Origin of the sequence: Rhizobium sp. SRDI969 (assembly GCF_025152725.1) — a bacterium.
GTDB classification, from domain to species: domain Bacteria; phylum Pseudomonadota; class Alphaproteobacteria; order Rhizobiales; family Rhizobiaceae; genus Rhizobium; species Rhizobium leguminosarum_I.
In genome coordinates this window covers 4786987-4800893 of the sequence record NZ_CP104035.1, presented here as the reverse complement: position 1 = coordinate 4800893, position 13907 = coordinate 4786987, and the positions used below count along the sequence as shown (strand labels likewise).

The 13907-nt window shown below is 60.6% G+C and carries 14 protein-coding genes and 1 pseudogene; 7 read left to right on the top strand and 8 right to left on the bottom strand.

What is annotated here, in order from left to right; translation table 11 throughout:
• Positions 1–65: 65 nt before the first annotated feature.
• Positions 66–1052, bottom strand: coding sequence for a Gfo/Idh/MocA family protein (locus tag N2A41_RS23635; protein ID WP_170260315.1), 987 nt, complete (start codon positions 1050–1052; stop codon positions 66–68).
• Positions 1053–1230: 178 nt separating this feature from the next.
• Here N2A41_RS23635 and N2A41_RS23630 point away from each other — a divergent pair, with 178 nt between their 5' ends.
• Both N2A41_RS23630 and N2A41_RS23625 read left to right on the top strand, forming a co-directional pair.
• The gene (locus tag N2A41_RS23630; RefSeq protein WP_260109858.1) at positions 1231–2178 is read left to right on the top strand and encodes an aldo/keto reductase; all 948 of its coding nucleotides are present in this window, start codon (positions 1231–1233) and stop codon (positions 2176–2178) included.
• A gap of 14 nt (positions 2179–2192) precedes the next feature.
• Positions 2193–2636 (top strand): GNAT family N-acetyltransferase, encoded by a 444-nt coding sequence (locus N2A41_RS23625; RefSeq protein ID WP_260109857.1) that lies wholly within the window; start codon positions 2193–2195, stop codon positions 2634–2636.
• Here the strand turns inward: N2A41_RS23625 and N2A41_RS23620 are convergent.
• A pseudogene (locus N2A41_RS23620) lies at positions 2626–3277 on the bottom strand (hypothetical protein). The gene N2A41_RS23625 and the pseudogene N2A41_RS23620 overlap by 11 nt on opposite strands.
• 113 nt (positions 3278–3390) lie before the next feature.
• Between N2A41_RS23620 and N2A41_RS23615 the strand changes: the two are divergent.
• Positions 3391–3888, top strand: a complete 498-nt coding sequence (locus tag N2A41_RS23615; protein WP_222385593.1) for a YciE/YciF ferroxidase family protein — start codon at positions 3391–3393, stop codon at positions 3886–3888.
• Between the two features lie 147 nt (positions 3889–4035).
• Here N2A41_RS23615 and N2A41_RS23610 read toward each other — a convergent pair whose 3' ends face one another.
• The gene (locus tag N2A41_RS23610) at positions 4036–4944 is read right to left on the bottom strand and encodes a LysR family transcriptional regulator (protein ID WP_260109855.1); all 909 of its coding nucleotides are present in this window, start codon (positions 4942–4944) and stop codon (positions 4036–4038) included.
• 234 nt (positions 4945–5178) lie between these two features.
• Here N2A41_RS23610 and N2A41_RS23605 point away from each other — a divergent pair, with 234 nt between their 5' ends.
• Together N2A41_RS23605 and N2A41_RS23600 are read left to right on the top strand one after the other, a co-directional pair.
• Positions 5179–6174, top strand: a complete 996-nt coding sequence (locus N2A41_RS23605; RefSeq protein ID WP_260109854.1) for an aldo/keto reductase — start codon at positions 5179–5181, stop codon at positions 6172–6174.
• 91 nt (positions 6175–6265) lie between these two features.
• Positions 6266–6625: a nuclear transport factor 2 family protein gene (locus N2A41_RS23600; protein ID WP_260109853.1), complete on the top strand. Its 360-nt coding sequence runs from the start codon at positions 6266–6268 to the stop codon at positions 6623–6625.
• A gap of 53 nt (positions 6626–6678) precedes the next feature.
• Here N2A41_RS23600 and pheT read toward each other — a convergent pair whose 3' ends face one another.
• The 5 genes from pheT to infC all read right to left on the bottom strand — a co-directional run bounded on the left by pheT (position 6679) and on the right by infC (position 11846).
• On the bottom strand, positions 6679–9102 hold the full coding sequence (gene pheT / locus N2A41_RS23595) for a phenylalanine--tRNA ligase subunit beta (RefSeq protein WP_260109852.1): 2424 nt from the start codon (positions 9100–9102) through the stop codon (positions 6679–6681).
• Between the two features lie 16 nt (positions 9103–9118).
• Positions 9119–10201, bottom strand: coding sequence for a phenylalanine--tRNA ligase subunit alpha (gene pheS / locus N2A41_RS23590; RefSeq protein WP_024322278.1), 1083 nt, complete (start codon positions 10199–10201; stop codon positions 9119–9121).
• 150 nt (positions 10202–10351) lie between these two features.
• Positions 10352–10756 carry a 50S ribosomal protein L20 gene (gene rplT, locus N2A41_RS23585; protein WP_017966587.1) on the bottom strand — a complete coding sequence of 135 codons (405 nt, stop codon included), beginning with the start codon at positions 10754–10756 and terminating at the stop codon, positions 10352–10354.
• Between the two features lie 38 nt (positions 10757–10794).
• Positions 10795–10998: a 50S ribosomal protein L35 gene (gene rpmI / locus N2A41_RS23580; RefSeq protein WP_003570998.1), complete on the bottom strand. Its 204-nt coding sequence runs from the start codon at positions 10996–10998 to the stop codon at positions 10795–10797.
• A 311-nt stretch (positions 10999–11309) separates the two neighbouring features.
• On the bottom strand, positions 11310–11846 hold the full coding sequence (gene infC / locus N2A41_RS23575) for a translation initiation factor IF-3 (protein WP_075225634.1): 537 nt from the start codon (positions 11844–11846) through the stop codon (positions 11310–11312).
• 178 nt (positions 11847–12024) lie between these two features.
• Between infC and N2A41_RS23570 the strand changes: the two genes are divergently transcribed.
• Both N2A41_RS23570 and N2A41_RS23565 read left to right on the top strand, forming a co-directional pair.
• Positions 12025–12864, top strand: coding sequence for an alpha/beta hydrolase (locus N2A41_RS23570; protein ID WP_260109851.1), 840 nt, complete (start codon positions 12025–12027; stop codon positions 12862–12864).
• A 165-nt stretch (positions 12865–13029) separates the two neighbouring features.
• Positions 13030–13629, top strand: coding sequence for a transglutaminase-like cysteine peptidase (locus tag N2A41_RS23565; protein ID WP_260109850.1), 600 nt, complete (start codon positions 13030–13032; stop codon positions 13627–13629).
• Positions 13630–13907 lie beyond the last annotated feature (278 nt).

The window sequence follows — 13907 nt, the reverse complement described above, 5'->3', positions numbered from 1 at the left end:
CTCTAACCCTCTGAAGTGGCGCATAATCCTTTCCGAAAATCGATTCCGATTTTCGGGTTTATGCGCTAGACTGCTTCCCAGCCGTCCTTCTCGCTGGCCCGGTAGATCGCATCGATCACCTTCTGGTTCAGCTTCGAATTTTCGAGCGTGACGATCTCTTCCTTGCCGTTCTTCACCGCTCTGGCAAAAGCCTCGACCTGCCGCTTGTACTGGCGGCTGTCCTGGAAGCGGAAGATGCGCGATTGAGTGTGGCTGCGGTCGGCAAGCTCGATCTCCTCAGGTCCCCAGCGATTGGCGTTGAACGGCGACTTGACCTCGATGTAACCTTCGGTGCCGTGAAAAACCATGACCTGGCGGTTGGCCATCTGCGTCGAGATATAGAAGCTCAGCTCGAAATCGCCGAAATCGGCCTTGACGCTCGAATAGATATCCGTGCCGAAATCCGCGTCGCGCTCGGTGATCGCCTGGATCCAGAGCGGCTCCTTGCCGGTGGAAAAACGCGTACCCATGACGGGATAGACGCCGATATCGGGAAGGCCGCCGCCGCCGAGCTCGGGGACGTTGCGCATGTTGGCGGGGTCGCGGTTGAAATAGGTGAAGGCGCCCTGCACATGCCGGAGCGAACCGATGGCGCCCTCGTCGATCAACGAGCGCACTTTCTGCCAGACCGGGGAATAGGTGATCATATAGGCTTCGCTGACCACCACCCGGTTGCGGTCGCGGGCGGCGATCACGTCGTCGATATCGTCTGCCTTCAGCGCCAACGGCTTCTCGCAGAGCACGTGCTTGCCGGCATCCGCCGCCTTGATCGACCATTCGATATGCTGCGAGGTCGGCAGCGGGATGTAGACGGCGTCGATGAGGTCGGAGGCTAGCATCTCCTCATAGGAGCCGAAGGCATGCGGTACCGAGAAGCGGTCGGCCATCTCCCTTGCGCGGTTGAGATCGCGGCTGGCAATCGCCGTGACGACACAATTTTCCGCATCCTGGATCGCCGGAACGACATTGTCGCGACCGATCTTCGCCGTTGAAATGATACCGAAACGCAACATGATCCAAGCCTCCCGAACTGATTTCCGCGAACCATATTCAGGCCCTAGCTGCGGCGCAATGGCGGGACATGAAATCACGGAAGTTTGCCTTCCCGGATGCGCGGATCGCACTAAGTTGGTCAGGGCGGCGTTCTGCCGTATCCGCGATTTCAATTTATTCACACTTCTGGAGAGCGTCATGGAAATGCGCCGGCTTGGAAAAACAGGTCTATCGGTCGCGCCGATCGTCATCGGCGGCAATGTCTTCGGCTGGACGGCCGACGAAAAAACATCCTTCGCCATTCTCGACGCCTTCTTCGACGCGGGCCTGAACACGATCGATACGGCCGATGTCTATTCCTCCTGGGTCCCGGGCAACAAGGGCGGCGATTCCGAAGAGATCATCGGGCGCTGGCTAAGCCAGGCAAAGATCTCCCGCGACAAGGCCGTTATCGTCACCAAAGTCGGCTCCGACATGGGACAGGGAAAGACGCTGAAGGAGACCTATATCCTGAAGGCGGTCGAGGATTCGTTGCGCCGGCTGCAGACGGATTATATCGACCTCTATCTCTCGCACTGGCCGGATGAAGATACGCCGCATGAGGAAACGCTCGGGGCCTTTGCCAAGCTGAAGCAGCAGGGCAAGATCCGCGCCATCGGCTGCTCGAACTATGATGCGAAACTGCTTCAGGCATCCTTCGACGCTGCCGAGAGGGCCGGCCTGCCGCGTTACGATGTGCTGCAGCCGGAATATAATCTCTACGAGCGCTCGAGCTTCGAGGGGCCGCTTGCCGATCTCTGCGTCGAAGAAGACATCGGCGTCATCACCTATTTCAGCCTTGCCGCCGGCTTCCTCACCGGCAAATACCGCAGCAAGGCCGATACGGAAGGCCGCGCACGCGAGGGCCGGGTTTCGAAATATCTCGATGATAAAGGCCTGCGCATTCTGGCCGCCCTCGACAAGGTTTCGGCCGAGACCGGTGCAGCGCCCGCAGAAATTTCGCTCGCCTGGCTGCTGCGCAAGAAGGGCGTCACGGCGCCGATTGCCAGTGCAACCAGCCTTTCGCAGCTTGAAAGCCTGACGAAATCGGCGACACTTGCGCTTTCCGATGACGCGATGGCGCTGCTCGACGAAGCCGGCGCCTGAAAGAAAGAGATGCCATGACCGTGACGATACGCGATGCCCGCCCCGAAGATGAAGCCCGCTGGCGCGAGCTTTGGGCCGCCTACCTCGCCTTTTACGAAGTTACGGTCGATGCCGATATCAGTGATTCCACGTGGCGCCGGGTCTTCGATCCGGCGTCGGCGATTGCGATGCGCGTCGCCGAGGTCGATGGCCGGATCATGGGTTTTGCGCTCTATCTCACGCATGAGGGCACGTGGATCCGCGGCAGGGACTGCTATCTCGAAGACCTGTTCGTCGATGCCGATGCGCGCGGCAAGGGCGTCGGGCGGGCACTGATGGACGATCTCGTTTCGACCTGCAAAGCCAAGGGCTGGTCGCGGCTCTACTGGCATACCAGCGAGCAGAACAGAACCGCGCGTGCGCTCTATGACAGCTATGTCGAGAGCGACGGCCATATCCGCTATCGCATCACCTTTTGAGCGTAGGAAATCCCTCGTAAAAGGCAGTGTGATCGCCCTCCCAATTGGCCATGCCGGGTTTGGTCAGGATGCCGCGCGGGCTGACATAACTCTGGATCACCCGTTTCGGCCGTTCGTGCCATTGGATATTGAAGGCCCAGAGCTTCGGGAAAAAGCAGAGCGAAGCATAAGGCAGGTGGTCGTGAATCCACCAGGCGAGCCGCTGCCAGTCGCTTTCATCGTGGTAATGGTCGACCATCCACGGCACGGCAATGCAGACGGCAGCACCCATGCAGCCGTCAAAGTCCCTCATATCCCAGATGTGATGCGCTGATGTGGACGCATTGGTCGAACAGTTCAGATTGTTCTCGTTGCCAAACCTGTTGACCGCGGGCGAACGATAGCCGGATCGGATATGCAGGCGCCCGAACGTTGCCTCCAGCGGCTCCAGCAATTCCTCGCAGAGCCTCTTGCCCGCCTCGATCGCCAGATCGGGATCTTCGGGGATATTGGGAATGCGATAGAAATCGGCAATTTCGGAATGCAGGAAATCGCGAAGAAAGAAGTTTTGCGACAGCCGCACACGGCCGAGATCCTCCAGACCCTTCATCGAATTCGGCTTTCGCATGACTTTACCCTCCCACATCGACGGCAGGAATCATCGCCCGGCACCGATTTCCAGTCCACCCGAAATCGATCGGGAACAATTAGCGCGATCTTCTCTTCTTAATGTGTCGCCGCATTCGCGGTTTTCCCCAGAACAAGGATCGAGAAAATGGCCAAGGAAAAGACGTTGGAAGATCTCTTCTATGACACGCTGAAGGACATCTACTTTGCCGAACGGCAGATATTGCGCGCCCTGCCGAAGATGGCGCGGGCCGCCCAATCCCCCGAACTGAAGAAGGGCTTCGAAAAACACCGTGAGGAAACCGAAGGCCAGGTCGAGCGCCTGCAGCAGGTTTTCGAACTGATCGATAAACGCGCCCAGGGCAAGACCTGCGAGGCGATCCAGGGCATCATCGCCGAGGGCGAGGACATCATGGAGGAATTTAAGGGCACGGCGGCCCTCGATGCCGGCCTGATTTCGGCTGCCCAGGCCGTCGAGCATTATGAAATCGCCCGTTACGGCACGCTGAAGACCTGGGCCGCGACGCTCGGTCTCAAGGAGGTCGTCGGTCTGCTCGACCAGACGCTGCAACAGGAAACGGCCACCGACAAGACCCTCTCCCAGCTCGCCACCACGGCGGCAAACCAGAAGGCAAAGGCTGCCTGATGCATAAGGCGCCCTAGTAAGAACGGGCGGCCCGGTTCCAGCGCATCGGCCCGAAAATCGGAATCGATTTTCGGAAAGCACGATGCGCGGATTCAAAGTGTTACAGCGTCCTTTGCGCGTCTGAAAGGACGCGCGGCGCTGTAATCCTTACCGGCCGCCCGTATCCTGCCCGCTGTATCTGAAGAAATCGATGAAGGCGCGCAGCGCCGGGCGCATCTGTCGCCGGGTGGGATAATAGAGAAAGGGACCGGCATAGGGCGGGCACCAATCCTCCAGCACCCGCACAAGCTTGCCGCTCGCCAGTTCGGCATTGACCCGCATGTCGAAGAGATAGGCAAGGCCGGCACCGTTCAGCGCCGCAAGCAGGGCAAGCCGATCCTCGCTGACAACAAGCGGCCCGTCGACCGAAACGACGAGTTCCTGCCCGTCCTTTTCGAATTCCCAGCGATAGATCGAGCCGTTGGTGAAGCGCCGCTTGATGCAGCGATGACGGACGAGATCGCGCGGATGCTCCGGCTTCGGATGGTGCTCGAAATATTCGGGCGAAGCGGCGATCACCGTCGTCAGATCGGGCGAGACTCTGACCGCGATCATATCAGCCTCCAGGCTCTCCTCCAGCCGGATGCCGGCATCGAAACCCTCCTTGACGATATCGGTGAAGCCATCCTCATTGGCGATCTCCAGGGTGATATCGGGATAGAGGTTGAGAAAGTCGCCGAGCCGCGGAGCGAGCAGCAGATCGGAGGCGAAGCGCGGCGCGGTGATACGCAGATTTCCGGCCGGTTTGGCGCGGGTATCTCGGACGGCCTCCAAGGCAATGTCGATCTCATCGAGCGCGGGACGAAGTCTTTCAAGCAGCAGCCGGCCCTCTTCTGTCGGCGCGACGCTGCGGGTGGTGCGCGCCAGAAGCCGCACCCCCAGGCTTTCCTCGAGGCTCGATATCGCATGGCTGACCGCCGAGGGCGCGACGAGGAGTCCCTTCGCCGCGGCCCGGAAGCTGCGATGCTCCGAAACGGCGGCGAGAACGGCGAGTTGCGAGAGCTGTGTTCTGTTCATTGATCGAAATAATAGAACAACCTGTTAGAAACTGCATGTATTTTCTGATTGATGCGGCAGCGATATGGTCTGCCCGTACCGCAACCACTCAGAACAGAATGATTTCAGGCCGGGCGGCCTAAAATCTGAATCCTGTTCTGAATTAAATAGTTAGAGCATGATGTCGTCCGAAAACCGCTCACACTTTTCGGCATCATGCTCTGGCGGCTCAAAATCAGCTCAAAGGAGCACATCATGAAAAACCGGAAACTCGGAAACGATCTGACCGTCTCGGCCGTCGGACTTGGCTGCATGGGCATGAGCTTTGCCTATGGCGCCAGCGACGATGCGGAATCGATCAAGACACTGCATCGCGCCATCGATCTCGGTGTGACCTTCTTCGACACCGCCGAAGTCTATGGTCCCTTTACCAACGAGGTTCTTCTCGGCAAAGCGCTGAAGCCGTTCCGCGACCGCGTGGTGATCGCCACCAAATTCGGCTTCAAGATCGATGCCAGCAAGCCGGGTACTGCCGCCATCACCGGCGTCGACAGCCGCCCCGAGCATGTGCGCGCGGTGGCCGAAGCCTCGCTGAAACGCCTCGGCATCGAGACCATCGACCTCTTCTACCAGCACCGGGTCGATCCCAACGTGCCGATCGAAGAGACGGTCGGCGTCATGGCGGAGCTGGTGAAGGAAGGGAAAGTCCGCGCCCTCGGGCTTTCGGAAGCCGGCAGCGCCACCATTCGTCGCGCGCATGCGGTCCATCCGATCGCAGCCCTGCAGAGTGAATATTCGCTCTGGACGCGCGACCCCGAAGAAGAGGTTCTTGCCACCTGCCGCGAACTCGGCATCGGCTTCGTGCCTTACAGCCCGCTCGGCCGCGGCTTCCTGACCGGAGCGATCCGCAAAGTGGACGATCTCGCTCCCGACGATTTCCGCCGGCAGGTGCCGCGTTTCCAGGCGGAAAATTTCGACGCCAATGCCGCCCTCGTCGCAACGCTCGAGCGGCTGGCCGCCGAGAAGGGCGTGACGGCAGCACAGCTGGCGCTGGCCTGGGTGATGAACCAGGGCGACGACATCGTGCCGATACCGGGCGCCCGCAAGCTTCATCATCTCGAACAGAACGCCGCTGCCGCCGATATCGTGCTGAGCCCGGCGGAACTCGCGAGGCTTGGAGAGGTCATCCCGGCCGGGCAGGTGGCCGGGAAACGTTACTCGGATGCCTCGCTTGCGATGACGAACATCTGAACCTGAAAAAGCCCGGTCGGCGCAACCGGCCGGGCTTGCCTTCGGGGCTGGCGAAACTATTTAACGCCATCTCTGAGAACGGGATGAAAATATGTCGGACAGGCAGGCAGTCGAACAGACGGTTCATCTCTATGTCGAAGGCATGGCCTTCGCCAATGAGGCAGCTTTGAAAAAGGCCTTTCATCCGAAAAGCTCGATCATCGGCCATTACGAAAACGCGGTCGAATGGCTGACGCGGGACGAATTCATCGCCGCGATCCTGCAGGAGGAGCCGGCGCCGCCCGGCACGCAGCCCTACATGGACGTCCAGAGCGTCGATGTCGAAGGCGATGCGGCGAGCGTCAAGGTCACCGACGATTTCGCCGGCATGCGCTTTACCGATTATCTCTCGCTGCTGAAGATCGACGGCCGCTGGACGATCGTCAGCAAACTCTACCACCTGCATCGGTGAAAAGACCGGCCGTTATTCGCGCCGGTCCATTATCTGGCTACGTTGGGTGAAGCTCAGCTTCTGAGGACACCGCCGGTGAATTTCGCCACGCTGGCGACGATCTTCTGGGTCAACGCTTCGAAATCCTCATCCGTCAGCGTGCGCTCGACAGGCTGGATCTGAACCTCGATCGCCACCGACTTCTTGCCCTCGCCAACCGATGCGCCCTCGAAAATGTCGAAGACATTGACGCCGGTCACCAGCTTGCGGTCGGCGCCGGTGGCGGCCTTGACGATGGCGCCTGCTTCCACCGTTTTGTCGACGACGAAGGCAAAGTCGCGCCGCACCACCTGGAAGGGCGACAGTTCGAGCGCCGGCTTGGTGCGCGTCGCCTTGCGCTTGGTCTCCGGCATGGCGTCGACATAGACCTCGAAGCCGCAGATAGCGCCGGAGACATCGAGCGCTTCCAGCGTCAGCGGATGGAATTCGCCGAAATAACCGAGCACGACCTTCGGCCCCATCTTGATCGTGCCGGAGCGGCCGGGATGATACCATTCCGGCCCGCCCTGCTCGATCTGGATATTGCCCATCGGCAGGCCGCAGGCTTCGATGACGGCGAGCGCGTCGGCCTTGGCGTCGAAGACGTCGACCGGCTTGCCGCCGCCCTTGGCGGCGTTCGACCAGGCGCGACCGGCGCCGGCAAGCGAGGCCGTGCCGCGGCGAATGCCGCCGGCCACGCGGCGCTGACCCTCAGGCCTGTCATTCTCATAGGTGCCGGAGACCTCGAAGAGCGCGACATCGCCGTAACCCCTGTCGGCATTGCGCTGGGCTGCGGTCAGCAGGCCCGGCAGAAGCGACGGGCGCATATCCGACATTTCGGCGGCGATCGGGTTGGCAAGCTTGAGGGCCGGCGAACCGCCGCCGAAGAGCTTTGCCTGGTCTTCCGGAATGAAGGACCAGGTGACGGCTTCGAGCATGCCGCGCGCGGCCAGCGCCCGCTTGGCGAGGCGGGTGCGGATCTGCAGCGTCGTCAGGATCTTGCCGTTGACGGCCGCATGGCTTTCGAGCGGCGCCGGCTTAATATTGTCGACGCCGTGGATGCGCATGACCTCTTCGACGAGATCGGCCTTGCCGTCGACATCGGGACGCCAGGAGGGAACGGCGACGGAGACGCGCTCGCCGGAACCGGAGAGCTTGAAGCCAAGACGCGTCAGAATCGTGTCGCTTTCCTCATTCGAGACCTCCAGGCCCGTCAGGCGCTTGACCTCCGAATAGGGGAAATCGACGATCTTCGGTTCGTAACCTTTGTAGCCGATGATCTCGGCCTTGGCGGCCTTGCCGCCGCAAAGTTCCAGCACCAGTTCCGTCGTGCGTTCAAGACCGGGGATCATATAGTCCGGATCGACGCCGCGTTCGAAGCGGTAGCGGGCGTCGGTGATGATGCCCAGACTACGGCCTGACTTGGCGATGTTCATCGGATCCCAGAGGGCGGATTCGATCAGCACGTCGACGGTGTTCTCGTCACAGCCCGAATGTTCTCCGCCCATAATGCCGCCGATCGATTCGATACCGTTTTCATCTGATATGACGACGTTGTTCGGCGAGAGCTTATATTCGCGTTGGTCGAGCGCCAGCACCGTCTCGCCTTCGGCGGCGCGGCGGACGGTCAGGTTGCCTTTGATCTTGGCGGCATCGAAGACATGGATCGGCCGCCCCTGATCGAAGGTCATGTAATTGGTGACATCGACCAGAGCGTTGATGGGGCGCAGGCCGATGGCGATCAACCGCTGCTGCATCCAGCGCGGGCTCGGGCCGTTCCGGACGCCGCGCACGAGGCGCAGCGCAAAGCCCGGGCAGAGCTTCGGATCGTCGAGATCGAGCGTCAGCTTCACCGGCGTCTCGCCTTCGACGGCGAAAGACGGGGCGGGCCGCGTCTTCAGCGTGCCGAGACCGGAGGCGGCGAGATCGCGGGCGATGCCGTGGATCGAGGTGCAGTCCGGCCGGTTAGGCGTTAGGTTGATCTCGATAACCGGATCATCGAGATGAGCGTAGGCGGCATAGCTCGTGCCGACAGGCGCGTCGTCCGGCAGGTCGATAATGCCGTCGTGACTGTCGGAGATCTGCAGCTCCTTTTCGGAGCACATCATGCCATGGCTTTCGACGCCGCGGATATTGCCGACGGCAAGCGTCACATCGATACCGGGAACATAGGTTCCGGGCGCTGCGAAGGCGCCGACGAGACCGGTGCGCGCATTCGGGGCACCGCAGACGACCTGGACCGGCGCGCCGGAACCGGTATCGACCATCAGCACCTTCAGGCGATCGGCCTGCGGGTGTTTTTCGGCCAAGACGACCCTGGCGATAACGAAGGGCTTGAAGGCCGCCTTGTCGTCGACATCCTCGACCTCCAGCCCGATCTCGGTGAGGCGCGTGCAGATTTCATCGAGGCCGGCATCCGTTTCCAGATGCTCTTTCAGCCAGGAGAGCGTGAATTTCATCGTCCCAATTCTCCGTTCAAGCGCTGAGGCCGCCGAACAGCGTCGGCATGTCGAGCGGGCGGAAGCCGTAATGCGTCATCCAGCGGACGTCGGCGTTGAAGAAGTCGCGCAGGTCGGGCATGCCGTATTTCAGCATGGCGATGCGGTCGAGGCCCATGCCCCAGGCAAAGCCCTGATATTCGTCAGGATCGAGCCCGCCGTAGCGCAGCACGTTCGGGTGGACCATGCCGCAGCCGAGGATTTCCATCCAGTCGGTACCCTCGCCGAACTTGACGATCGGGCCGGAGCGGTCGCACTGGATATCGACCTCGAAGGAGGGCTCGGTGAAGGGGAAGAAGGACGGGCGAAAACGCATCGTCACGCTGTCGACCTCGAAGAAGGTCTTGCAGAATTCTTCCAGCACCCAGCGGAGGTTGGCGACATTGGCCTTCTTGTCGACCACCAGGCCTTCGACCTGATGGAACATCGGCGAATGCGTGGCGTCCGAGTCCTGCCGGTAGGTCTTGCCGGGAATGATGATGCGGATCGGCGGCGTCTGCGCCTCCATGGTGCGCACCTGCACCGGCGAGGTATGGGTGCGCAGGACCTTGCGCTCGCCATTCTCATCCGGGTTGAAGAAGAAAGTGTCGTGCATCTCGCGGGCCGGATGGCCTTCGGGGAAATTCAGCGCGGTGAAATTGTAATAATCGGTCTCGATGTCGGGACCTTCGGCGATCGAGAAGCCCATGTCGGCGAAGATCGCGGTGATCTCATCGACGATCTGGCTGATCGGATGGATACGGCCGCGCTCGGCCGGCGACGAGCGCACCGGCAGGCTGACATCGACCGTCTCGGCCTTCAGCCGAGCATCGATCGCCGCTTGCCGGAGCGTCGTCTTACGGGCGGTGAGCGCCTCGGTCACCGCGTTCTTCAGAACGTTGATCGCCGCGCCCTTGCTCTGGCGCTCCTCCGGCGTCATGGCGCCGAGCGTCTTCAACAGTTCGGAGACGGAGCCCTTCTTGCCAAGGGCGGAAACACGCACGGCTTCCAGCGCCGTTTCGTCATCGGCAGCGGCGATTTCTGCGAGCAGCGATGTGTTGAGCTGGTCGATATCTGACATTGTCACTTCTTTCCGTCCAGTATCAGGCGGGCGATCGGGAGGCAGGCGGCGCCGGCCGGCGCCAGGAATATAAAGAAAGAAAAACCCGCGCTAGCCCAAACCAGCGCGGGTTTCCCAAAATCATAAATTCAAAAGCTTGGGAAGCGCTAGTTACTTGATCGCGCCTTCAAACTCGTTCGCCGTGCCGGCTTCCTTGAGGTATTCAAGAGCCTTCTTGGCAGCGCTGACCAGCGCGCCGAATGCTTCCGGCTCGTGGATCGCCATGTCGGAGAGAACCTTGCGGTCGACTTCGATGCCAGCCTTGTTCAGGCCGTCGATGAAGCGGCCGTAGGTCAGGCCGAATTCACGCACGGCGGCGTTGATGCGCTGGATCCAAAGCGCACGGAAGTTGCGCTTGTTGACCTTGCGGTCGCGGTAGGCGTACTGCTTCGAACGATCGACAGCAGCCTTGGCGGTACGGATGGTGTTCTTGCGGCGGCCGTAAAAGCCCTTTGCTGCCTTCAGAACCTTCTTGTGCTTGGCATGAGAGGTGACGCCTCTTTTTACACGTGCCATATCATGATCTCCTTAAATCTAGCGTTCGCGGACGAGTCTCAGAGACCGTTCGGCAGGTAATTCTTGATAACCTTGCGGCCATCCGGTTCTGCGAGAACCATGGTGCCACGTGCATCGCGAATGAACTTGTTGGTACGCTTGATCATGCCATGGCGCTTGCCAGCAGCGGCAGCCTTGACCTTGCCGGTTGCGGTGATCTTGAACCGCTTCTTGGCAGAGGACTTCGTCTTCATCTTGGGCATTTTGCTACTCCTTCTGTCCTCCCTGCGCGCTTTATCAAAAAAGCCCTTCTCGCGAAGTCCGGTTCTCCGGCCGTCGCAACAAGGTGCGGGAGCGTTTGTTGTTGATCTACGGCATTGGCGACGAACCGTTCCGCAAGCATTCGAAACTGCCACGGCATGCCCTGCCGGTCAGTTCGGACGCGCGCTTATAACCGCAGCGTCATGAAAGTGCAACGGGGCGGCGGAGGAATCTTCGCTGCTCCCAAAATACAGTGGCAGAAAGCACAAAAGCCGCCCTTACGGACGGCCTTGGGCGAAAAACTGCCTGGCGCTTACTTCGGCGCCAGCACCATCATCATCTGGCGGCCTTCGAGCTTCGGTTCGGCTTCGACCTTGGCGAACTCGATCGTATCGGCCTTGACCTGCTGCAGAAGCTTCATGCCGAGTTCCTGGTGGGCCATTTCACGGCCGCGGAACTTCAGCGTCACCTTGACCTTGTCGCCTTCGTCGAAGAAGCGACCCATCGCCTTCATCTTCACCTCGTAATCATGGGTGTCGATGTTCGGGCGCATCTTGATTTCTTTGACTTCGACGATCTTCTGCTTCTTGCGCGCCTCGGCAGCCTTCTTCTGGTTGGCATATTTCAGCTTGCCCAGATCGAGGATCTTGCACACAGGCGGTTCGACATTGGGGGAAATTTCGACGAGATCGAGTCCGGCTTCTTCCGCCATTCTCAAGGCCTGGTCGGTAGGCACGACGCCCATATTCTCTCCGTCAGCCCCGATCAGCTGAACTTTGGGAATGCGGATTTCACGGTTCGAGCGCGGTCCGTCCTTCACGGGCGCGTCGGTTTTAAAAGGTCTGCGAATGGTCGTATTCTCCTCGCGTTGTTTCGGAACGTTGCAGCATCGCGCTCCCAATCAGGGGTGCACAAACGTGTCGCGTCATCGCTGCAACGGAGTCAATATCATCCTTTAGCGGAAAAATCACCCGCTGTCAGCCTGCCAAGAATCTGTTTTATAGACCAAAACAACAGGAGTTTCGCCGATGTCCGATCAGATGTCCAATGCCCAGCCGCAGTTCCTGACGGTCGGCGAGGGCGAGGCAGCGCGTGACATCGCCATGCTCGTCCGCCCGGCGCAGGCGGGCAACGGCGCACCGGCGCTCGTCTGGCTGTCCGGCTACCGCTCCGACATGAGCGGCACCAAGGCGGTGGAACTCGACGGGCTGGCGGCGGAGCTTGGGCTCGCCTGCATCCGTCTCGACTATTCCGGCCACGGACTTTCCGGAGGCAGCTTCGGCGACGGCACGATCTCGCGCTGGCTGGAGGAAGCGCTTGCCGTCATCCGTCATGTCGCGCCCGACCGGGTGATCCTCGTCGGCTCGTCGATGGGCGGCTGGATCGCGCTCAGGCTGGCGCAGGAACTTGCGCGACAGGGCGGCGGAACGCTCGAAGGCCCAAAGCTCGCAGGGATGGTGCTGATCGCGCCGGCACCCGATTTCACCTCGGAGCTGATCGAGCCGAACCTGAAGGCCAAGGAGCGCAAGTCGCTTGCCGAACGCGGCTATTTCGAAGAGCGCTCGCAATATAGCCCGGAACCGAACATCTATACACGGGCGCTGATCGAGGACGGCCGAAGGAACCGGGTGCTCGACGGCATCATCGAAACCGGCTGCCCGGTGCATATCCTCCAAGGCATGAAAGATCCCGACGTGCCGCATGCGCATGCGATGAAACTGGTCGAACATCTTCCCGCCGACGACGTGGTGCTGACCTTCGTCCGCGACGGCGATCACCGCCTTTCCCGCCCCGGCGATATCGCGCTTCTTTTGAGTGCCATCAAAGGCATCATCCGTTCATCAACAAATAGGCAGATGCCCGCTTGAACGGCAGAGGCGGATAAATTCGCCTGATGCAGGCTCCCCAAGCCGTTGCATTTTAACCATACCGGCGAGTCGCAAGGTCCTCCCAAGAAGTAACGATTGACTCTTTCCGGCCCTCTCCATTAACACTTTGTTAATAAATAAGGGCGATGCAAGGAAAGAGCGGGCGTGCGGATCAAGGGTATCTTTGTGGCCATGATGGCCATGTTTGCGATGGCGACGGCCGCCATACCAGCCCCCAGCAGAAATGCTTCCATGGTGACAGGCAATGCCACCTCACAGCCGATCGGGCACTACGATTTCTGTCAGATCCACCGCAGCGAATGCGGCGCAAACCGCAACGCAGGCCCGGTTGCCATGAACCCGGAGAAGTGGTCGCTGGTGCGTTCGGTCAACGCCACGGTCAACCGCACGATCACGCCGATGACCGACAAGGAAATCTACGGCAAGGATGAGGTCTGGGCCTATCCGACCACTGCCGGCGACTGCGAAGATTTCGCGCTGCTGAAGCGCCGCATGCTGATCCAGCGCGGCTTTTCGGCTGCCGATCTGCTGATGACGGTCGTGCGCAAGCCGGATGGCGAAGGCCATGCCGTGCTGACGCTGCGCACCGCCGAGGGCGATTTTGTGCTCGACAACCTCGCCTTCGACGTCAAGCCGTGGTTTGGTACGCCCTATTCCTTCGTCAAGCGCCAGTCGAGCTACAATGCCGGCCGCTGGGTCACCATCGAAAACGACCGCGACGTCCTGGTCGGCGCGCTGCGGTAAGGGTCGCAATAGAGAATGTGGAAAGGCCGGCGGTTTGCCGGCCTTTTTTTGTTTTGTGGGTGGTTCTTTATACAGGGGGGCTGCCTTTCGCTTGCGCTCAAGGCGTTCGTCGCTTCCGCTCCTCACCCCCCTCATCTGCCCTACGGGCATCTTCTCCCCGCTGGGAAGAAGGGGGAGCAAGACGCACGGGTGTCGTTCCGATAGCAAAGGTCTCAAGGGAGCGAGGCGCTGCCACGACTCCGCTTCTCCCCAGCGGGGAGAAGATGCCGCCAGGCAGA

What these genes read in the sequence shown, in the direction of transcription:
- N2A41_RS23635 (WP_170260315.1), bottom strand. Translation starts at nt 1,052, where the DNA reads ATGTTGCGTTTCGGTATCATTTCAACGGCGAAGATCGGTCGCGACAAT.
- N2A41_RS23630 (WP_260109858.1), top strand. Translation starts at nt 1,231, where the DNA reads ATGGAAATGCGCCGGCTTGGAAAAACAGGTCTATCGGTCGCGCCGATC.
- N2A41_RS23625 (WP_260109857.1), top strand. Translation starts at nt 2,193, where the DNA reads ATGACCGTGACGATACGCGATGCCCGCCCCGAAGATGAAGCCCGCTGG.
- N2A41_RS23615 (WP_222385593.1), top strand. Translation starts at nt 3,391, where the DNA reads ATGGCCAAGGAAAAGACGTTGGAAGATCTCTTCTATGACACGCTGAAG.
- N2A41_RS23610 (WP_260109855.1), bottom strand. Translation starts at nt 4,944, where the DNA reads ATGAACAGAACACAGCTCTCGCAACTCGCCGTTCTCGCCGCCGTTTCG.
- N2A41_RS23605 (WP_260109854.1), top strand. Translation starts at nt 5,179, where the DNA reads ATGAAAAACCGGAAACTCGGAAACGATCTGACCGTCTCGGCCGTCGGA.
- N2A41_RS23600 (WP_260109853.1), top strand. Translation starts at nt 6,266, where the DNA reads ATGTCGGACAGGCAGGCAGTCGAACAGACGGTTCATCTCTATGTCGAA.
- pheT (WP_260109852.1), bottom strand. Translation starts at nt 9,102, where the DNA reads ATGAAATTCACGCTCTCCTGGCTGAAAGAGCATCTGGAAACGGATGCC.
- pheS (WP_024322278.1), bottom strand. Translation starts at nt 10,201, where the DNA reads ATGTCAGATATCGACCAGCTCAACACATCGCTGCTCGCAGAAATCGCC.
- rplT (WP_017966587.1), bottom strand. Translation starts at nt 10,756, where the DNA reads ATGGCACGTGTAAAAAGAGGCGTCACCTCTCATGCCAAGCACAAGAAG.
- rpmI (WP_003570998.1), bottom strand. Translation starts at nt 10,998, where the DNA reads ATGCCCAAGATGAAGACGAAGTCCTCTGCCAAGAAGCGGTTCAAGATC.
- N2A41_RS23570 (WP_260109851.1), top strand. Translation starts at nt 12,025, where the DNA reads ATGTCCGATCAGATGTCCAATGCCCAGCCGCAGTTCCTGACGGTCGGC.